Raw genomic sequence first — 18,989 nt, forward strand, 5'->3', positions numbered from 1 at the left:
CGCCCGCGACCGGGCCGTCCGAGGCCGGAAGAACCCTCGACTACGCCGAACGTGACCACCTGATCGGGGTGGATTACCCGCTGCCGGGCAACGCCCCCGGCGCGAGGGGCGTTCCTGTTCCACGGTGGGGTTGGCGAGGGGAGTGACCATGGCCGACACGATGCACCAGCAGGTCCGGGTTCCGGTCCCGCAACAGCAGCGGAGAGCCACCGGCGAGGGCGCGCCGCCGCTGATCTCGTACGTGCTGCCGGTCTACAACGAGGTCGCGGGCATCAAGCGGTTCCACGAGGAGCTCACCGCGGCCACCGCCACCCGGGCCGAGTTCGACTACGAGTTCGTCTACGTCAACGACGGCTCCTCGGACGGTTCGCTGGGCGTCCTGAAGGACGTCGCCAAGAACGACCCGCGGGTGCGGGTGGTGGACTTCGCCCGCAACTTCGGCCACCAGATCGCCATCACCGCCGGGCTGGACCACGCGGGCGGCGACGCGGTGATCGTGATGGACACCGACCTGCAGGACCCGCCGCAGGTCAGCCTGGAGCTGATCGACGCGTGGCTGGACGGCGCGGAGATCGTGTCCGCCCGGCGGCGCACCCGCCGCGACACGCCGTTCAAGCGCGCCACCGCGCACACCTACTACCGGGTGCTGCGGCGCTGCGCCGAGGTGGACATCCCGGTCGACACCGGCGACTTCCGGCTGCTCGACCGGCGGGCCGCCGAGGAGCTGCGGGGCTTCCGGGAGCGCAGCCGGTTCATCCGCGGCATGGTCGCGTCGATGGGCTTCGAGCAGCAGGAGGTGCTGTTCGACCGCGACGAGCGGGTGGCGGGCGAGACCAAGTACCCGATGCGCAAGATGCTGCGGCTGGCGGCCGACGGGGTCACCAGCTTCTCCACGGTGCCGCTCAAGCTGATCACCCGGATCGGCTTCATCACCCTGGTCCTGGCGATGCTCGGCATCGTCTACGCGGTGGCGCTGCGGCTGTTCTTCCCCGCGATCACCGTCTCCGGGTGGACCATGCTGATGGTCGCGATGCTGTTCCTCGGCGGGCTGCAGATGGTGTCGCTGGGCGTCATCGGCAGCTACGTCGGCCGGATCTACCACGAGGTGCAGCAGCGCCCCCTCTACATCGTGCGGAACGTGATATCGCATGACGAGGACTGAGCCCGTCGAGGCCCGCGACCGGCTGATCAGCCGGTCGCTGCTGCTGTACGCGGTGATCGGCGCGAGCGGCGTGCTGCTGGACTACCTGCTGTTCCTGCTGCTGTTCAACGCGGCCGGGCTGCACGAGCAGCTCGCGAACGCGATCAGCACGACGGCCGGGATCACCAACAACTTCGTGCTCAACACTCTGTTCAACTTCCGCAAGCGGGACCGGATCGCAGTGCGGTTCCTGCGGTTCTACGCCGTCGGCGTCGCCGGGATCGGCCTGACGTTCGTGCTGCTCCAGGCGTTCTCCGGCTGGCTAGGCATCGACCCGAACCTGGTCAAGGCCGGTTCGCTGCCGGTGGTGCTGATCTTCCAGTACACGATCAACAAGAAGTGGAGCTTCGGATGAGGGTGGGCATCGTCGGGGCGGGCGCGACCGGGCTGACCGCGGCGTTCGACGCGGTGAAGGCCGGGCACGAAGTGACGGTGCTGGAAGCGTCGTCGGAGCTGGGCGGGCTGGCGGCGTCGATCGAGGTCGGCGGGACGCCGCTGGAGCGCTTCTACCACCACAGCTTCCGGACCGACCGGGCGATGATCGAGCTCGTCGAGGAGCTCGGGCTCGGGCACCTGCTGCGCTTCCACCGGCCCAGCACCGGCGTGTACGTCGACGGGGAGCTGCACGACTTCGGCACGCCGCAGGAGATGCTGCGGTTCCCGAAGTTCTCGCTGCTGGACCGGTTCCGCTTCGGGGCGTCCTCGGCGGCGCTGAAGTTCGTCCGGAACGGACAGCGGTTCAACTCGGTTCGGGCGCTGGACTGGATGCGCCGCTGGGCCGGGCCGCGGGTCACCGAGAAGATCTGGGAACCGCTATTGACCGGCAAGTTCGGCGCCCACGCGGAGCAGATCTCGATGGCCTGGCTGTGGGCGCGGATCCACTACCGCACCTTCGAACTCGGTTACGTGCGCGGCGGTTTCGAGCGGGTGTACCGGGCGCTGCTGGACGCGGTGACCGAGCGCGGCGGGAAGGTCGAGTTCGGCAAGCCGGTCGAGACGATCCGCCAGCCCGGGGCGACGGTGCTGGTGGGCGCTCGGGACGGCAGCAGCTACGAGTTCGACCGGCTGATCGTGACGGTCCCGCAGCCGGTGTTCGCGAAGGCGGCGGGCATCGACGCCGACAACGTGCTGTGGCAGAACCAGTACCTCGGCGCGACCTGCTTCATCCTGGAGTGCGACCGCAGCGTCATCCCGCACTACTGGCTGAACATCAACGACACCGCGTTCCCGTTCCTGGCGGTCGTCGAGCACACGAACATGGTCGACCGCAGCGAGTACGGCGGCCGGCACGTCGTGTACGTCGGCAACTACGTGCCGCGCGACGACTGGCGGTTCACCACCGATCCGGCCGAGCTGCTGGAGCGCTACATCCCGTGGCTGCGCAAGCTGAACCCGGACTTCGACCGCTCCTGGATCCTGGACTGGCACTTCTCCAAGGCGGGCTTCGCCCAACCGATCGTGACGCCGCAGTACCGCGCCCTGATCCCGGGCCACCGGACGACGATGCCGGGAGTGACCCTGGCGACGATGTCCCAGATCTACCCCCAGGACCGAGGCCAGTCCTACGCCATCGCAATGGCCCACGAAGTAACCCGCCACCTCGGCCTCAACCACGGCTGACGCGCAATTTCGCGAGAAATCGCACGTCACCCGGGTGACGGCAGGCGGGGGCGCTTATTGGGCGGTGAATCCGCCGTCCACGGCGATGAGGGCGCCGGTGATGAAGCTCGCCGCGTCGGAGACTAGGAATGCGACCGCCTCGGCCACTTCTTCGGGGCGTCCGATGCGGCCGATCGGGTGCGCCTCGCCGAAGGAGGCGAGCATCTCGCGTCCGTTCTCCACGACACCTTCCATGATGTCGGTGTCGATGACCCCGGGGAGCACCACGTTGGAGCGGATTCCCTTGCGGCCGCCTTCGATTGCGAGCACGCGGGTGATCTGGGCCAGGGCTCCCTTCGATGCGGCGTAAGCGGTCTGGGTCTCGAAGGCGACGACCGAGGAGACCGACGCGATCGAGACGATGGCACCGCCTCCGGCGGCTTCCATCGCGCGGAACGCCTCGCGCGCCTGGACGAAGTTGCCGCGCGCGTTGACACGGAGGATGGCCTCGAAGTCCTCCACCGTGGTCTCGATGATCGGCTTGTTCAGGGTTCGGCCCGCGTTGTTGACGAGGATGTCGAGCCGTCCGAACCGATCGGCGGCCAACTCCATGGTCTCTCGCGCGAGCTCCTCGTCGGCGACGTCGCCGACGAGCGCGGCCACGTGGTCCGGGTCGGCCGCGGCGAGCTCCTCGACGGCCTCGGAGCGGTCGGTGACGACCAGGCGGGCGCCGCGCTCGCGCAGCAGTGCGGCGGTGGCGCGGCCGATGCCGCGAGCGGCTCCGGTGATGACCGCTACGCGGCCGGTGAGATCCCAAGCGGTGGGAAGAGCGGTGGTCATGGGTTCCTTCTCGTGATGGGGTCAGCGTTGCCGGGCCGGGCGCACGACGATCTCGTTCACGTCGACGTCGCCCGGCTGGTCCAGGGCGTACGACACGGCTCCGGCGATGGCGTCCGCGTCGATCGCGTGCGCGCGGTAGGTGCGCATCGCCGCGGCCGCGCCGCTCTCGGTGATGGAGTCCGCGAGTTCGGAGGCGACCACCCCGGGAGAGATGGTCGTGACCCGGATCGAGGGGTCGGACTCCTGGCGCAGCCCCTCGGTGATCGCCCAGGCCGCGTACTTCGTGCCGGAGTACACGGCGCTGGTGGGCACGACCTGGTGGGCTCCGATGCTCGCGATCGTCACGAAGTGGCCCGATCCCTGAGCCGTGAAGTGCGGCAGGGCGGCGGCGATCCCGTGCAGGAGGCCGCGGACGTTCACGTCGACCATCCGGTCCCACTCGTCGACCAGCAGGCTGTCCAGCCGCGACAGCGGCATGACGCCGGCGTTGTTGACGAGGACGTCGATGCGCCCGAAGCGTTCGCGGGCCTGCGCGACGAACGCTTCGACGTCGGCCCGGTCCGTGACGTCCAGCCGCACCGGGTGGAGGCTGCCGCCCGAACCGCGGGCCGTCTGCTCGGTGCGCTCGGCCAGCTCCCGCAGCCGGTCTTCCCGGCGTGCACCCGCGACCACGTGGTGGCCTCGGCCGAGCAAACGGGACGCGATGGCCTCGCCGATCCCGCTGCTGGCACCGGTGACGAGCACGACCTTGCCCTCGGCAGGATCGCGGCCCTGTGACTCGTTGATGGACACGCCACGACGATGGCCGTCGCGGCATCCCGGCGGGAGGGCGCTGTCTTCATGGGAGCGCTGCACCCACGACATCGCCTGGCGGGACGTTTACGCTGCTGACGTGGCACGATCCGAACTCGGGGCCTACCTCAGCGACCGGCGGGCGCAGCTCGGCCCGGACGAGGTGAACCTCGCCAGCACCGGGCCCCGCCGGGTCCCCGGCCTGCGGCGCGAGGAAGTCGCCCTGCTGGCAGGCGTGAGCGTCGACTACTACATCCGCTTGGAGCAGGGGCGCGAGCGAACGCCCTCGGCGCAGGTCGTCGACGCACTGGCCGTCGCCCTCCGGCTCGGCGAAGACGGCCGCCAGCACCTGTTCCGCCTGGCCGGGCTCAGCCCGCGCGACCGGGTCGCCGCGGTGCCCGACCGCGTCGACCCGAGCCTGCTGTCCCTCATGTCGGCATGGCCGAACAACCCGGCCATCGTCTACAACCGGGCCTACGACGTGCTGGCGTCCAACGAGATCGCGGACGCGCTCTTCCACGACTGGACGCACTCGCGCAACCTGATGCACGTCGTGTTCACCGACGCGACGGCGCGGACGTTCTACCGGGACTGGTACGACGTCGCCCGCAACTCAGTCGCCGGCTTCCGCCTCGGCCACGGCAAAGCCCCGGACGACCCGCGGATCCAGCAGGTGCTCGGGGAGCTGCTGGCTGATAGCCCCGAGTTCGCGGAGCTGTGGCGCAGCCACGACGCTCGCGGCAAGGCGCTGGAGCGCAAGCGCTTCGAGCATCGCGACGTCGGAGCGCTGACGCTGACCATGCAGACCTTCGACGTTCGATCCAGCCCCGGCCAGGAGCTCGTCGTGTACCACGCCGAGCCGGGCTCGCCGAGCAGCGAAGCCCTCACCCTGCTCGGCACGCTCGCCGCCACCCAACGCGGCTGACGAAGAAGGATGCAGGATCGGTTTGCGTGGCTCGCCCAGTTTCAATTGAAACTGGGCTCCTCCGGAGTGTCGGGCCACGACACGCCGGAACCTGTGGACAACTCCCGCAATTTCAATGGAAATCGGACCTCTAATTTCCATTGAGGTTGCGGCACCACCGGCCGGCGGCGTTCGCGTTCCCTTGATGCGCGGTGACGGCGACGGGCATCAGGACCCCAAGCCGGCTGACGAAGGGTGGCGCGCAGCCCGGTGGTGCTGCGCGCCACCTCCGGATCAGGCCTTGTTGAGGCCCGGCTTGCCGTCTTCGACCACGAACGATGCCAGGGTTTCCACCGGGGCGCCCGGCTTCGAGACGTACGGGACCACTCGGTAGTCCGCCCGCAGCTCGTCCGCCGTGAACTTCGTCCGGATGTAGCCCCGCTGGTTGTTGTACAGGCGGACGTGCGGGTTCTCCGCCAGGTAGCCCTTCTCCTTGTTCGTCAGGTTCGGCGAGCCGTCTCCGCCGCTGGTGATCGACGTGGTCGTCAGCTCCGTGCCGACGATCTTGTCGCCGTCGTGGATGTCGTTGGCCCAGTTGGTGTGCACGTCACCGGTGAGCACCACCGGGTTCCGGGTCTTAGCCTGCTCCCAGCCCTTGATGACGCGGGTCCGCGAGCCGACGTAGCCGTCCCAGGCGTCCGGGTTGTAGGCCTTGTCCGGGCCGTTGAGGTAGTCGATCTCGGCGAACATGACCTGCTGGCCGAGCACGTCCCACTTGGCGTTGGAGCGGCGCAGGCCGTGCAGCAGCCAGCGCTCCTGCTCGGCGCCGGTGAGGCTGCGCTTCGGGTCCAGCCGGGCCGGGTCCTGGGTCGGGAACTTGTCGCCGCCGACCTGGTCGTCGCGGTACTGCCGGGTGTCGAGCATGTGGAACGTCGCCAACCGTCCCCATTGGACGCGGCGGTGCAGCCGGAGGTCGATGCCGTGCGGGACCTGCGCGCGGCGCAGCGGCATGTTCTCGTAGTAGGCCTGGAAGGCGGCCTTGCGGCGCTCCAGGAAGTTCGGCTGCGGGATCTCCGGCTTCTCGGGGATCTCGTCCGCCCAGTTGTTGTCCACCTCGTGGTCGTCCCACACCACGACCCACGGGGCCACCGCGTGCGCCTGCTGCAGGTCCGGGTCGGCCTTGTACTGGGCGTGCCGCTGGCGGTAGTTGGCCAGCGTCTCGGTCTCCGGTCCGGCGTGGTCGCGCGGGTTGCCGCCCGGCGCGACGTAGACGCCGGCCTTGTACTCGTACTGGTAGTCGCCGAGGTGCAGCACCAGGTCGGGGTGCTCCTCGGCGAGGTGCCGGTATGCGGTGAAGTAGCCGTGCTCGTACTGCGAGCAGGACGCGAACGCCATCGACAGGCTGGTCAGCGCGCCCGGCAGCGGCGCGGTGCGGGTGCGGCCGGTCGGCGAGAGCGAGCCCTCGGCGCGGAAGCGGTAGAAGTACTCGCGGTCCGGGCGCAGGCCGAAGAGCTCGACGTGCACGCTGTGCCCCAGCTCCGGCGCGGCCTGCGCCTCGCCGCGCTGCACGACGCGCTTGAAGCTCTCGTCCTCGGCGACCTCCCACTGCACCGGGAAGGTCCGGTTCGGCATGCCGCCCATGCCGTCCTCGGCCAGCGGGTTCACCGCCAGGCGGGTCCACAGCACGACGCCGTCGGGCGCGGGATCGCCGGACGCGACGCCGAGCGCGAAGACCTCGCCCCGCCGGGCGACGCCGGCACCCTGCTGCGCGACCGCCGGCAACGCGGCCACAGTGGACAGTGCGGCGGCACCCGCCAAGGTACCGCCGAGCAACACGCTGCGCCGCGAGACGCCGGTGGGTTCAGACAAGACGACCTCCATCGTTCGGGAAACGCCCCAACTCTCGCCCCGAACGATGAAGGCACCCTGCCCACCGGGTGATCAGCGAATGAACAACCAGCACCTCACCGCGGCAGGATCAACGGTCGACCGGGCGAGCACGTGGTGGACGCCCGAAATGCAGCGGCGCCCCCGGCCTGATTCGGTCGGGGGCGCCGCTGTGTTCGTCCTCTTCACAGGTAGAACGCCAGGAAGAGGCAGCCGGCGAGGATCACGCCGAGGACCATCAGGACCTTGTCCTTCAGGACCACTTCCTCCGGCTCCCCGGCCACGCCCTTGTCGATGTCCACCGCGTACCGCAGGATCGCGACCACCATCGGGATGATCGAGATCAGGCCCCAGCGGGACGCCTCGTCCTCCTGGATGGCGTACGCCCACAGGGCGTAGCACATGATCGTGATCGCCGCCGCGATCGCCCACACGAACCGCAGGTACGACGGCGAGTAGGCCTTCAGCGACTTGCGGATCTTCGCGCCGGTCTCCGCCGCCAGCTTCACCTCGGCGTAGCGCTTGCCCGCCACCATGAACAGCGAGCCGAACGCCACGATCAGGTAGAACCACTGCGTGATGACCAGGTTCGCGGCGGCACCACCGGCGATGGCGCGCAGCAGGAAGCCGGAGGCCACGATGCACAGGTCGATCACCGGCTGGTGCTTCAGGCCGAAGCAGTAGCCCAGCTGCACGGCGATGTAGACCGCCATCACCGCGAACAGCTGCATGCTGGTCACGGCCGAGATCAGCAGCGAGCCGCCGAGCAGCAGCACGCACACCGCGTATGCGATCGGCACCGGGATCAGGCCGGCGGCGATCGGGCGGTTCCGCTTGGTCGGGTGCTGCCGGTCCGCCTCGACGTCGATCGCGTCGTTGACGAAGTAGATGCCGGACGCCGCCATCGAGAACACGATGAACGCGACGACCGAGTGCCACAGCACGCCCGGGTTGAGGATCTCGCCCGCCGCGAACGGCACGGCCAGCACCAGGACGTTCTTCACCCACTGCTTGGGGCGCAGTTCCTTGATCAGGCCGGTGACCAGGCCCGCCGTGGTGCCCGCCTTCGCGGTCACCTTCGCGTGGTAGGCGTCCGAGGACTTGTCCTTGATGTCGTCGGACTTGACCGGAGCGGCCTCCAGCACCTCGTCGCCGAACTCGGCGCCGATCGTGCCGTCCGCGTCCGCCTCGACCTCGGCCAGCTTGGCCTTCGCGGCCTTGTCGGCACCGGACTCGTCCGCGTCGGACTCGTCGTCATCCGACTTGTCAGCGCCGGACCCGTCGGTGTCGGGCTTCTCGGCGCCGCTCAGCACCGCGTCGCCGACGGCGGCACCGTTGCTGCCTTCCGCCTCGGCCTCGACCTCGGCCGAGGCATCGGGCTTCCCGGTGTCGACCTCGGTTTCGTTCTTGTCAGCCACGGTTCCTCCGCCGTCTCATGAATCGCCGCACGCCCCACGCCACGGCACCGCCGAGCGCCGAACCGGCGACCACATCGCTCGGATAATGAACCCCCAGGACAAGCCGGCTGACCATCATCGGCGGCACCAGCACCGGGGTCAGCTTCTTGCCCGTCATCCCGCCGTAGAGCACCGCGGCGGCCGTCGTGGACGTCGCGTGCGAGGACGGGAAGCTCAGCTTGCTCGGCGTGCCCACGAGCACCTGCACCTCGGGGTCGGCGGGCCGCCGGCGCCGCACCACCCGCTTCACCGCGATCGACGCCGCGTGCGCGGCGGCGACCCCGGCGGCGGCGGTCAGCCACTCGCCGCGGCGCTTGCGGTCCACCAGCGCGCCGACCGCGCCGATGGCCAGCCAGCCACCGGCGTGCTCGCCGAACAGCGACATCGCCCGCGCGGTCTTCACCACCGCCGGTTTCGCCAGCGCGCCCTGCACCTTGCGCAGCGCGACGGTCTCGGGGGTGACCGCCGCCGATGCCTCTTCAGCGAGTTCTTCGGGGGCGGTCGCCGTCGTCAGCTCTGCCACATCGTCTCCGGGTGAGTCGGGGTCACTTCTTGTCGAAGACCTGTTTCCAGGACTCCGCACTGGTCAGCTCGGGCAGCGCGGCGCGGTAGGCCGACCGCAGCCGGCCCCACTCCTGCGCCAGCCGCTTGTAGTTCGCCAGCGCGCGCAGGCCGAGCCGGCGGAACTCCTCCGGGTCGCGGCGCCGGAACGCCACGCCGCTGCCGTCGGCGTTCGACACGGTCGCGCTGTCCAGGTTGCCCAGCAGGAACCACCGGGCGGCGGCAGCGGGCACGTTCAGCTGGGGCCTGTCGGAGGCCGCCTTCGTCGGCTCCTTCAGGTTGTGCAGCAGCGCCTTGGACGCGCGGGCCGCGATCACCGCCGGGTTCACCGGCGGCTTGAGCAGGCCCTCCGCCATGATCGGGTCCGCCGACGGCGGCGGGAACTCGCGGGCCGACGGCAGCGTCTTCGCGTCGTCGTAGTCCTTGCGCAGCTCGCGGACCTCCGGCAGCGCCGTGCGCAGCGTCTCGAACAGCCCGTCCGGGCCGGCCATGAAGTCCTCGATCGCCTTCTGCTGCACCGCGACCGTGGAGTACTCCATCGACAGCAGGTGCCGGAGCGTGAGCTTCAGGCCCTGCTTGACGATGTTGGACTTGACTTCCTCCGGGCTGTGCAGCGCGGCCAGGATCAGCCGGTTGCGGGTGTGGAAGTACGCGGTCCAGTCCGTGGCGTCGTTCTTGTCGGTCCACGGCATGTGCCAGATCGCCGCGCCCGGCAGCGTCACCGTCGGGAACCCGTGCCCGCCCGCGCGCAGGGAGTACTCGGAGTCGTCGTGCTTGATGAACAGCGGCAGCGGCAGCCCGGTGCGCTCGATGACCTCGCGCGGGAACAGGCACATCCACCAGCCGTTGTAGGTGGAGTGGATGCGCTGGTGCAGCTTGGCCGTCTTGCGCAGCGGCTTCTTGGCGAAGTCGTGGTCGGTGACCGCGCCAGGCGCGGCCCGCCAGATGCCCTGCGCGAGGTCGACGACCTCGCCCATGGTGTGCAGCCGCGAACGGGCCTGCAGGTTGAGCATCTGGCCGCCGACGATCACCGGGTTCGACGCCGCGCGCGCGAACGCGTTCGCGCGGAGCACGCCGTCGGGCTCCAGCGCGATGTCGTCGTCGATGACCATGACCTGCTCGGCGTCCGAGTTGTGCACGCCCTCGTACATGACGCGGGTGAAGCCGCCGGAGCCGCCGAGGTTGTCCTGCTCGATGACGTGCAGCTTGTCGCCGATCCGGCGGGCGGCCTCGTCGAAGCCCTCGGTGTCGCGGATCTTCTGCGGGCCCTGGTCGGCGACCACGACCCGCTCCACGACCGCCATCACGTCCGGGTCCTCGCCCAGCGTCTGCAGCGCGAGCACGCAGTCGGCGGGCCGGATCGTGGTGGTGCCGATCAGCACCTTCTGCTTGGGCAGCGGCACGTCGGTGGTCCACGCCGCCTCGTCGATCTCCAGCGAGGCGTCGTTGGTGAACAGGTCGAACCAGATCCAGCCGCCGTCCTCGAACGGCGTCAGCGCCACCCGGAACTCCAGCGAGGTCCAGTCCGGGCTGTCGACCGGGCTGCCCTGCAGGTGGACGCTGTCGCCGTTGGCCTTCGAGCGGTAGACGTCGAGCCGACCGGCCCCCTTGACCTTCAGCCGCAGCACGACCTCGTCGACCTTGGTCCAACGCTTCCAGTAGCTGGCCGGGAAGGCGTTGAAGTAGGAGGCCAGTGAGATCTTGCTGTTCGCGGGCACCACCAGGCGGCGGCGCGACACGACGATCGCGGAGCTGTTCAGCGCCGTGGGCTCGTCGATGTACAGCGGGCGCACGTCCAGCGGGTCCTCGCCGCGCGGGAACACGACGCGCTGCAGCACCTGCTCGGGCGCCACGTCGGCGGTCCCGGTGCGCATCGATGTCACGTCGCTGAGCTTGCTCTCGCCCGCGGCGGCGGCACGGTCCTCTCGAGGGGTCCGGTCGGTCACGTCAGTCCTCCAGCGAGCCGTCCAGCGAGCGCCCCTCGGTGAAGTACGGGGCGATCTTGTTGTCGAACATGCTCAGCGCCGAACCGATGGCCATGTGCATGTCCAGGTACTTGTAGGTCCCGAGCCGCCCGCCGAAGACGACCTTCCGCTCCTTGGCCTCCATCTTGGCCAGGTCGCGGTAGGCCTCCAGCTTGCGCCGGTCCTCCGGGGTGTTGATCGGGTAGTACGGTTCGTCGCCGCTCTCCGCGGCCCGCGAGTACTCGCGGACGACGACCGTCTTGTCCTTCGGGTAGTAGTCGCGCTCCGGGTGGAAGTGCCGGAACTCGTGGATCCGGGTGTACGGGACTTCCTGGTCGGCGTAGTTCATCACCGACGTGCCCTGGAAGTCCCCGGTCGGCACGACCTCGGTCTCGAAGTCCAGGGTGCGCCAGCCCAGCTCGCCCTCGACGTAGTCGAAGTAGCGGTCCAGCGGGCCGGTGAAGACGACCGGCACGTCGGCGGGCAGCTCGGCGCGCACGTCGAAGAAGTCGGTGCTCAGCCGGACCTCGATGTTGTCGTGGTCGGCCATCTTCTGCAGCCAGGCCGTGTAGCCGTCGACCGGCAGGCCCTCGAAGCTGTCGTTGAAGTACCGGTTGTTGAAGTTGTAGCGGACCGGCAGGCGGCTGATGACGGCCGCGGGCAGTTCCTTGGGGTCGGTCTGCCACTGCTTGGCCGTGTACCCGCGCACGAACGCCTCGTACAGCGGGCGGCCGATCAGCGAGATGGCCTTCTCCTCCAGGTTCTGCGCGTCCGCCGTGTCGATCTCGGACGCCTGCTCGGCGACCAGCGCCTTGGCCTCGTCCGGGGTGAACGAGCGGCCGAAGAACTGGCCCAACAGGCCCAAGTTCATCGGGAACGAGTAAATCTGCCCCTGGTACTTGGTGAACACCCGGTGTTGGTAGTCCGTGAACTCGGTGAACTGGTTCACGTAGTCCCACACGCGTTTGTTCGAGGTGTGGAAGAGGTGCGCGCCGTAGCGGTGCACCTCGATACCCGTTTCGGGCTCCGCCTCCGAGTAGGCGTTGCCCCCGATGTGGTCACGTCGGTCCAGCACCAGCACCCGCTTGTCCAGCTGGGTGGCGGCGCGCTCTGCGATCGTGAGGCCGAAGAATCCGGAACCAACAACGATCAGGTCATAGCCTGCGAAGCTCACAGCCGTCGAGGGTAGCGGGGACGAACCACCGGCCCGAAACCGCGTTGACGTTCCAGGCTACGCATGGCTACGGGGCGTGTCGATATCGCGTCAGCGAGGCGCATTTCCGCTCTTGATCAGGCATTTTTCGCAACAGCGGGTGATTCCGGCAGTACCGTTCGCAGCTATTCCCGAATGTTATTACTCGTCAGGCGACCCGACCGGCGTGTCGTGCCTTCGATAACATCGCGCCCGGCGCGACGCGAGTGCGCCGCGCCGCATTCCAGGGGCGGTGAGCATCGGTTTTGGCACGCGCACGTGATGGGCGGGTACTGCTGGTCGCGGCGGTGATCGTCGAGATCCTCGCGATCTGGTTCGTGCACTGGATCGACACCCGCGGCTACATGGACACCGAGATCTACCGGCTCGGTGCCCGCGCGTGGCTGAACGGTGACCAGGTGTACGGCGCCGACCTGACGCCGGAGACGCCGGACTACGGCACGTTGCCGTTCATCTACCCGCCGTTCGCGGCGCTGCTGTTCATCCCGCTGACCTGGCTGTCGGTGGACGGCGCGGTGGTGCTGGTGGCGGTGCTGTCGCACATCGCGATCCTCGTCACCGCCTACTCGCTGGCCCGCTCGTCCAGCTACCTCGCGCCGCGCGCCGGGCAGGTCGCGGTGGCCACGGCGGTGCTGATGCCGTGGTTCACGCTGATCGAGCCGTCCCGCGAGACGATCAACTACGGCCAGATCAACCTGGTGCTGATGGCGCTGGTCGCGGCCGACTGCCTGCTGCCGCGCACCCGGTGGCCGCGCGGGCTGCTGGTGGGCATCGCGGCGGCGATCAAGCTCACGCCGCTGGGCTTCCTGCTGCTGTTCCTGCTGCGCCGGGACTACCGGGCGATGGCCGTGACCGGCGCCACCTTCGCCGCCACCGTGCTGATCGGGTGGATCGCCGCGCCGAAGGACTCGGCCGACTGGTGGCTGGACAAGATGCTGTCCACGGGGGACTCCTTCGGCACCGTCTACGCCGGCAACCTCACGCTGCGGAGCCTGCTGGCGAAGCAGTCGCTGACCGGGTTCGAGCTGAACTCGCTGTGGCTGCTCGGTTCGGTGCTGCTGCTCGTGCTGGCGGTGCTCGGCATGCGGTACGCGTTGCGGATGGACAACGTGCCGCTGGCGCTGGTGCTCAACGCCGTGCTGGTGCTGCTGGTTTCGCCGATCTCCTGGTCGCACCACTGGGTCTGGGCCGGGCCGGCGTTGGCGCTGCTGTTCGCGATGTCGCTGCGGCACCGCTGGTACGGCGTGCTGCTCACGGTCGGGTTTTGCGCGCTGACGGTGCTCGTCGGTCCGCAGTGGTACCTGCCGAACACCGAGGACCGCGAGCTGGACTGGACGTTCTCGCAGCAGGTCGTCGGCAACGCCTACACGCTGATCGGCATCGGTTTCCTGATCGCCGCCGCGGTCGCCTACCTCCGCTTCCGGCCGGACCCGGGCGCCCCGCAACTTCCATTGAAATCGAAGATCCGATTTCCATTGAAACCGTAGAAGTTGTCCACACCCTCCGGCGTGTCGCGTGCCCGACACGCCGGAGTCCCGCAATTTCAATGGAAATCGAAGATCTGATTTCCATTGAAATTGCGGAAGTTGTCCACATCGGACGGCGGAGGGTGGTCACTCGTCCAGAGCAGTTGGAGCGGCGGCTGATCGGCGCCCACCGCATACTCGCCTCGCACAGCCCCGATCGCCGCGCGGAAGCGAGGTATCGCCCATGCGTCTCCGGTTGAGCGTTCCGATCGCACTGCTGCTCGCCTCCGCCACACTGCCTTCCACGGCGGAGCCCCCCGAGACCACCAGCACCCGAATCGCGTTGCGCGACGCGCCGCTGACCCGCGACGCGACGCGGGAGGTGCACGCCGACCGCGCTTTCGACCTGGTCGGACTGACCTGGCGCGGGCCGGCGCCGGAGCGCATCGAGGTGCGCACCCGGACCGGTTCCGGCTGGACCCCGTGGACGGCGCTGGAGCCGATCGACTCGGCTCCCGACCGCGGCACCCTGCAGGGCAGCGAACCGCTGTGGACCGGCCGCGCCGACTCCGCGCAGGTGCGGGCCAGCCGGGGCGGCGTCGACGTGACCGGTGATCTGGAGCTCGTCGCGATCGACCCGGGCACGGCACCGGCCGCGGCGCCCCGGTCGAACGCTCCCGGCCAGCCGCCGGTCGTCGGCCGCGCGCAGTGGGGTGCCGACGAGGGCCAGATGACCTGGCCGCCGGAGCGCACCGAGACCAAGGCCGTCGTGGTGCATCACACCGCCGGGACCAACGATTACGGCTGCCGCGAGTCGGCCGCCCTCGTGCGGGCGATCTACCGCTACCACGCCGTCGAGCTGAAGTGGGGCGACATCGGCTACCACGCGCTGGTCGACAAGTGCGGCACGATCTTCGAGGGCCGCGCGGGCGGGCTGCGCGACGCCATCGTCGGCGGGCACGCGCGGGGCTTCAACCATGGCACGTTCGGCGTGTCGATGATGGGCAACTACGACCACGTCGTGCCGTCCCCCGACACCGTCGAGTCGGTCGCGGCGATCAGCGCGTGGAGGCTGGGCACGGCCCGGGTGGCCGCGGACGGCCGCACCGAGCTGATCGCGGGGCCCGCCGACAACTCGCACTTCCCGGCCGGTGCGGCGGTCCCGCTACCGACGATCTTCGGCCACCGCGACGTCAGCAAGACGGCCTGCCCGGGTCAGCGCGGCTACGAGCAGCTCGACGAGATCCGCGCCCGCGCGACGGCCCTGCAACGCGACCACCGGCCGTAACCCCGCGACCGAGGTCCCGGTGCCGGAGTGACCGCAGTTTCAATTGAAACTGCGGTCACCACCAGCGGTCGAGGACGTGCGCGACGCCGTCCTCGGCGTTGGTGATCGTGACCTCGTCGGCCGCCGCCAGGGCCTCCTTGTGGGCGTTGCGCATCGCCACGCCGTGGCCCGCCCACTCCAGCATCGGCACGTCGTTGGGCATGTCGCCGAAGGCGATCACGTCCTCCTGGGCCACGCCGAGCTCCTCGGCCACCGCCGCCAGCCCGGTCGCCTTGTCCACGCCCGGCGCCGACAGCTCGATCAGGCCCGCCGTGGTCGAGTAGGTCAGCTGCAGCTGCGAGCCCAGCACCTCGCCCGCCGCCGCGGCCATCTCCGCGCTGGTCATGTGCTCGTGCAGGACCAGCAGCTTCACCGCCGGCTTGCCGGTCAGCTCGTCGGTGCCGGCCACCCGGATGTCCGAATTCGGCCACGCCCGGCGGAAGTCCACCTCGGCGAGGAACTGCTCGTGCGGCCGGTCCCGCGCCCCGTCGGTGGTCCGCTCCACAGCGAAGGCGCAGCCCGGCAGCTCGTGCCGCAGCTCGCGGGCCACGTCGTGCAGCAGCATCGGGTCGATCACGTGGCTTTGCAGCACCCGGTCGGCAGCCGCGTCGTAGAGCACCGCGCCGTTCGCGCACACCGTCACCCCGGACACGCCCAGGCCCTCGACCACCGTCGGCATCCAGCGCGGCGGACGCCCCGTGACCAGGATGAACGGCGTTCCCGACGCCACCACCCGCTGCACCGTCCGCGCGGTTCGCGGGCTCACCCGCTCCATCGGGTCGAGCAGGGTTCCGTCCACGTCGGATGCCACCAGGCCAGGTTTGCGCACGACGCCATCCTGCCTGCTCCCGGTCGCCGCCCGGGAGCCGAGGACCCGCCGCCGCGACCCGGGCCACGTTTCCGCATCACCTGATCGGGTCGATAAGGGCGGGGCGGTACCAGTACGGTCGACGGCGTGCGAGTTGGGATCGTGATTTTGCCCGAACACCGGTGGTGGGCGGCCGAGCCGCTGTGGCGGATGGCCGAGGAGTACGGCTTCGCCCACGCGTGGACCTACGACCACCTCGGGTGGCGGTCCCTTGTGGACAAGCCGTGGTTCGACGCGGTTCCGACGCTGACCGCGGCCGCCACGGTCACCTCGACGATCCGGCTGGGCACCCTGGTCGCGTCGCCGAACTTCCGGCACCCCGCGCACTTCGCGCGGGAGCTGACCGCGCTGGACGACATCGCCGACGGCCGCATCACCCTGGGCATCGGCGCCGGTGGCGTCGGCTTCGACGCGCACGTGCTGGGCCACCCCGAGCTGACCGCCGGGCAGCGCGTCGAGCGGTTCACCGAGTTCGTCGAGCTGCTCGACCAGATCCTCACCCGCGACTGCACCGACCACTCCGGCGAGTACTACACGGCCGTCCAGGCCCACCGGGCGCCCGGCTGCGTGCAGCTGCCCCGGATGCCGTTCGTGATCGCCGCCAACGGGCCGCGGTCGATGCGGCTGGCGGCCCGGTACGGCCAGGGCTGGGTGACCACCGGACGGGAGGCCGACGACCCGGAGGCCTGGTGGCGGTCGGTCGCGGAGCTGTCGCTGCGGTTCGCCGAGGTGCTCGCCGAGCAGGGCCGGGACCCGGCGAAGGTCGACCGGTACCTGCAGGTGGACGCCGGTCCGGTGTACTCGATGTCCAGTGTGGACCACTTCCGGGACGTGGTCGGCCGGGCCGCCGAGCTCGGCTTCACCGACGTCATCACGCATTGGCCGCGGGCCGACGAGCCCTACGCGGGCAAGGAGTCCACCGTCGAGGAGATCGCCTCGGAGGTCCTCCCCGAGTTGTGACCTCTCCATGACAACTCGAGCACGCTCCGGCGCATCTCACGGAGTATGCAAAGCACCACACGATCCCGCCGATTCGCCGTTCTGCCGTTCGCCGCGCTCGCGCTGACCGCGCTGGTCACCGCGGGCTGCGGACAGACACCGGGCGGCACCACGGCAGCGCCGCCGCAGCCCGCGGCGGGCACCGAGCAGAGCCAGCCGAGCACCGGATCGGACGAGAACACCGGATCCACCGAACCAGAGCAGAAGAAGCGCTTCCCGAACACGACCTTCTACGCCGAGGTCGGCCACTACGACCGCGACAGCGGCATGCTGGAGTTCAAGGTCGCCAAGTACCAGGACCCGGGCCCGGACGCGGTGAAGGACAAGAAGTTCCTGGCGCCCGACCCGGCCGACCCGAAGACCCACCAGCTCCACCTGTCCCCGGACGCGAAGGTCACCGCCGTCTACGGGCTCTGCTCCGACGAGCCCGCCATGGAGAACAAGACCTGCACCGGCAGCGATCTGGGCGCGGCGCGGCGGTTCAACTCCGACACCATCTACGCCGAGTTCAAGGTCGACGCGGGCGACAACATCACCGAGGTCAAGGAGATCTGGCAGGAGTGATCAAGCCTCGCCGCGGGGCGACGTCTGCAGCGTCGCCCCGACCGCGAGGAACTCCGCGGGCTCGCCGCCGAGCGCCGAGAGCCGGTGCGGGACCCGGGAGCTGAAGCTGACGCTGTCGCCGGCCCGCAGCATCGTCGTCCCCTGGTCGAACTCGACGTGCAGCTGCCCGCTGAGCACGTAGAGCCAGTCGTGGCCCTCGTGCCGAACCGGCCGCACTCCCTCGCTGGACGGCGAAATCCGGTAGCGGGCGGCGTAGAGCCCGGGGATCACCGCGCGCGGTGTCAGCACCTGGAGGGCCATGCCGTCGGTGTCGACCGTCGGCGCCTCGTCGCCGCGCAACACCATCACGGCCGGCCCCGGCTTGTTGTCGGTGAACAGCTCGGACAGCCCGACGCCCAGCGCGGTCGCCAGCTGGGCCAGCACGTCCAGGGACGGTGTCGCGTCGCCGCGCTCCACGTTCCCCAGCAGCGCCACGCCCAGGCCGGCCCGCTCCGCCAGGTCCGCCTGGTCCAGCCCGTGCGCCGCCCGCAGCCGGCGGATCCGGTCGCCGAGACCGGCCAGGGCGCGGGCCTGCGAAGGAGTGTCCGACACGCCCCCACCATAAGTCGGGCACCGCGGGTTCGCCGTGACCGCAGGTGTGCCCCCGGCGGTCGCCGGGTAGGCCTTGCGCGGCAGGAGGTGGTGACGATGTCGGCGGAGAACGTCGTGCAACGCCTGCTGGACGAGGCGGGCACCACCTACGCCGCCCAGGCCGGGATCTCGCTGGCGAACAAGCCCGCCCCGCTGTACCGGCTGCTGGTGCTGGCGGTGCTGATGTCCACCCGGATCAAGGCCGAGCTGGCGGTGTCGGCCGCGCGGGAACTCGCGGAGTTCGGGACGCCGCAGAAGATGTGCGATGCGACCTGGCAGCAGCGCGTCGACGCGCTCGACCGAGGGCACTACGCGCGGTACGACGAGAGCACCGCGACGGCGCTCGGCAAGGGCGCGCAGCTGCTGATCGACCGGTACCACGGGGATCTCCGGCGGATCCAGGCGAAAGCGGACGGAGACATCGACGTGCTGCAGGAGAGGCTCACCGAGCTGCCCCGGCTCGGCCCGGTGGGCACGGACATCTTCTGCCGCGAGGTGCAGCTGGTGTGGCCGGAACTCCGGCCTTTCTTCGACAAGAAGGCGCTGGCGGGCGCGGAGAAGCTGGGCCTGCCGACCGATCCGGACGAGCTCGCGGAGCTCGTCGAAGGGCACGAACTCGCCCGCCTGGCGGCGGCCCTGGTGCGGGCGACGCTGGACCGCGGCCTCGCCGCGGAGATCACCAAGGCCGCCTGAGCCGCTGGTCACCTGTTTCCGCAG

The 18,989-nt window shown here is 69.9% G+C and carries 18 protein-coding genes; 9 read left to right on the forward strand and 9 right to left on the reverse strand.

Going from position 1 to position 18,989, the window contains the following annotated elements:
* Positions 1–148: 148 nt before the first annotated feature.
* Genes AB0H93_RS05595 through AB0H93_RS05605 form a run of 3 tightly spaced genes read left to right on the forward strand, consistent with a single transcriptional unit; the run spans position 149 to position 2,821 of the window.
* Entirely contained in the window at positions 149–1,162 is a 1,014-nt protein-coding gene (locus AB0H93_RS05595; RefSeq protein WP_358567864.1) for a glycosyltransferase, read from the forward strand.
* Positions 1,149–1,556: a GtrA family protein gene (locus AB0H93_RS05600; RefSeq protein ID WP_358567867.1), complete on the forward strand. Its 408-nt coding sequence runs from the start codon at positions 1,149–1,151 to the stop codon at positions 1,554–1,556. The genes AB0H93_RS05595 and AB0H93_RS05600 overlap by 14 nt, the downstream gene beginning before the upstream one ends.
* The gene (locus tag AB0H93_RS05605) at positions 1,553–2,821 is read left to right on the forward strand and encodes an NAD(P)/FAD-dependent oxidoreductase (protein ID WP_358567870.1); all 1,269 of its coding nucleotides are present in this window, start codon (positions 1,553–1,555) and stop codon (positions 2,819–2,821) included. The genes AB0H93_RS05600 and AB0H93_RS05605 overlap by 4 nt, the downstream gene beginning before the upstream one ends.
* A gap of 54 nt (positions 2,822–2,875) precedes the next feature.
* Here AB0H93_RS05605 and AB0H93_RS05610 read toward each other — a convergent pair whose 3' ends face one another.
* Complete coding sequence (locus tag AB0H93_RS05610; protein ID WP_358567872.1) at positions 2,876–3,640, reverse strand: SDR family NAD(P)-dependent oxidoreductase; 765 nt, start codon at positions 3,638–3,640, stop codon at positions 2,876–2,878.
* Between the two features lie 21 nt (positions 3,641–3,661).
* On the reverse strand, positions 3,662–4,432 hold the full coding sequence (locus AB0H93_RS05615; RefSeq protein WP_358567875.1) for an SDR family oxidoreductase: 771 nt from the start codon (positions 4,430–4,432) through the stop codon (positions 3,662–3,664).
* Positions 4,433–4,532: 100 nt separating this feature from the next.
* On the opposite strand from AB0H93_RS05615, the gene AB0H93_RS05620 reads away from it, so the two are divergent.
* Complete coding sequence (locus AB0H93_RS05620) at positions 4,533–5,357, forward strand: helix-turn-helix transcriptional regulator (RefSeq protein ID WP_358567878.1); 825 nt, start codon at positions 4,533–4,535, stop codon at positions 5,355–5,357.
* A 273-nt stretch (positions 5,358–5,630) separates the two neighbouring features.
* Here AB0H93_RS05620 and AB0H93_RS05625 read toward each other — a convergent pair whose 3' ends face one another.
* The 5 genes from AB0H93_RS05625 to glf all read right to left on the reverse strand — a co-directional run bounded on the left by AB0H93_RS05625 (position 5,631) and on the right by glf (position 12,379).
* Positions 5,631–7,205, reverse strand: coding sequence for an alkaline phosphatase D family protein (locus AB0H93_RS05625; protein ID WP_358567881.1), 1,575 nt, complete (start codon positions 7,203–7,205; stop codon positions 5,631–5,633).
* A 203-nt stretch (positions 7,206–7,408) separates the two neighbouring features.
* Positions 7,409–8,299: a decaprenyl-phosphate phosphoribosyltransferase gene (locus tag AB0H93_RS05630; protein ID WP_358568476.1), complete on the reverse strand. Its 891-nt coding sequence runs from the start codon at positions 8,297–8,299 to the stop codon at positions 7,409–7,411.
* A 334-nt stretch (positions 8,300–8,633) separates the two neighbouring features.
* A complete protein-coding gene (locus AB0H93_RS05635; RefSeq protein ID WP_328592434.1) occupies positions 8,634–9,065 on the reverse strand; it encodes a phosphatase PAP2 family protein in 432 nt (143 codons plus the stop codon).
* Between the two features lie 160 nt (positions 9,066–9,225).
* Entirely contained in the window at positions 9,226–11,187 is a 1,962-nt protein-coding gene (locus AB0H93_RS05640) for a glycosyltransferase (RefSeq protein WP_358567884.1), read from the reverse strand.
* Between the two features lies 1 nt (position 11,188).
* Entirely contained in the window at positions 11,189–12,379 is a 1,191-nt protein-coding gene (gene glf / locus AB0H93_RS05645; RefSeq protein ID WP_358567887.1) for a UDP-galactopyranose mutase, read from the reverse strand.
* A 284-nt stretch (positions 12,380–12,663) separates the two neighbouring features.
* Here glf and AB0H93_RS05650 point away from each other — a divergent pair, with 284 nt between their 5' ends.
* The gene (locus AB0H93_RS05650; protein WP_358567890.1) at positions 12,664–13,905 is read left to right on the forward strand and encodes a glycosyltransferase 87 family protein; all 1,242 of its coding nucleotides are present in this window, start codon (positions 12,664–12,666) and stop codon (positions 13,903–13,905) included.
* A 223-nt stretch (positions 13,906–14,128) separates the two neighbouring features.
* Positions 14,129–15,172 (forward strand): peptidoglycan recognition protein, encoded by a 1,044-nt coding sequence (locus AB0H93_RS05655; protein ID WP_358567893.1) that lies wholly within the window; start codon positions 14,129–14,131, stop codon positions 15,170–15,172.
* Between the two features lie 55 nt (positions 15,173–15,227).
* Here the strand turns inward: AB0H93_RS05655 and AB0H93_RS05660 are convergent, their stop codons facing one another.
* Positions 15,228–16,040: an HAD family hydrolase gene (locus AB0H93_RS05660; RefSeq protein ID WP_358567896.1), complete on the reverse strand. Its 813-nt coding sequence runs from the start codon at positions 16,038–16,040 to the stop codon at positions 15,228–15,230.
* 126 nt (positions 16,041–16,166) lie between these two features.
* Here AB0H93_RS05660 and AB0H93_RS05665 point away from each other — a divergent pair, with 126 nt between their 5' ends.
* Both AB0H93_RS05665 and AB0H93_RS05670 read left to right on the forward strand, forming a co-directional pair.
* Positions 16,167–17,039, forward strand: a complete 873-nt coding sequence (locus AB0H93_RS05665) for an LLM class flavin-dependent oxidoreductase (RefSeq protein ID WP_358567899.1) — start codon at positions 16,167–16,169, stop codon at positions 17,037–17,039.
* 45 nt (positions 17,040–17,084) lie between these two features.
* Positions 17,085–17,642, forward strand: a complete 558-nt coding sequence (locus AB0H93_RS05670; RefSeq protein WP_358567902.1) for a hypothetical protein — start codon at positions 17,085–17,087, stop codon at positions 17,640–17,642.
* Here the strand turns inward: AB0H93_RS05670 and AB0H93_RS05675 are convergent, their stop codons facing one another.
* Entirely contained in the window at positions 17,643–18,233 is a 591-nt protein-coding gene (locus AB0H93_RS05675) for an XRE family transcriptional regulator (protein ID WP_358567905.1), read from the reverse strand.
* A 96-nt stretch (positions 18,234–18,329) separates the two neighbouring features.
* Here AB0H93_RS05675 and AB0H93_RS05680 point away from each other — a divergent pair, with 96 nt between their 5' ends.
* Complete coding sequence (locus tag AB0H93_RS05680) at positions 18,330–18,965, forward strand: endonuclease (protein ID WP_358567908.1); 636 nt, start codon at positions 18,330–18,332, stop codon at positions 18,963–18,965.
* The last annotated feature ends 24 nt before the right edge of the window (positions 18,966–18,989 follow it).

Origin of the sequence: Saccharopolyspora sp. NPDC050642, assembly GCF_040654735.1 — a bacterium.
In the GTDB taxonomy this organism is placed as follows: domain Bacteria; phylum Actinomycetota; class Actinomycetes; order Mycobacteriales; family Pseudonocardiaceae; genus Saccharopolyspora; species Saccharopolyspora elongata.

What these genes read in the sequence shown, in the direction of transcription:
- AB0H93_RS05595 (WP_358567864.1), top strand. Translation starts at nt 149, where the DNA reads ATGGCCGACACGATGCACCAGCAGGTCCGGGTTCCGGTCCCGCAACAG.
- AB0H93_RS05600 (WP_358567867.1), top strand. Translation starts at nt 1,149, where the DNA reads ATGACGAGGACTGAGCCCGTCGAGGCCCGCGACCGGCTGATCAGCCGG.
- AB0H93_RS05605 (WP_358567870.1), top strand. Translation starts at nt 1,553, where the DNA reads ATGAGGGTGGGCATCGTCGGGGCGGGCGCGACCGGGCTGACCGCGGCG.
- AB0H93_RS05610 (WP_358567872.1), bottom strand. Translation starts at nt 3,640, where the DNA reads ATGACCACCGCTCTTCCCACCGCTTGGGATCTCACCGGCCGCGTAGCG.
- AB0H93_RS05635 (WP_328592434.1), bottom strand. Translation starts at nt 9,065, where the DNA reads ATGTCGCTGTTCGGCGAGCACGCCGGTGGCTGGCTGGCCATCGGCGCG.
- AB0H93_RS05655 (WP_358567893.1), top strand. Translation starts at nt 14,129, where the DNA reads ATGCGTCTCCGGTTGAGCGTTCCGATCGCACTGCTGCTCGCCTCCGCC.
- AB0H93_RS05670 (WP_358567902.1), top strand. Translation starts at nt 17,085, where the DNA reads ATGCAAAGCACCACACGATCCCGCCGATTCGCCGTTCTGCCGTTCGCC.
- AB0H93_RS05680 (WP_358567908.1), top strand. Translation starts at nt 18,330, where the DNA reads ATGTCGGCGGAGAACGTCGTGCAACGCCTGCTGGACGAGGCGGGCACC.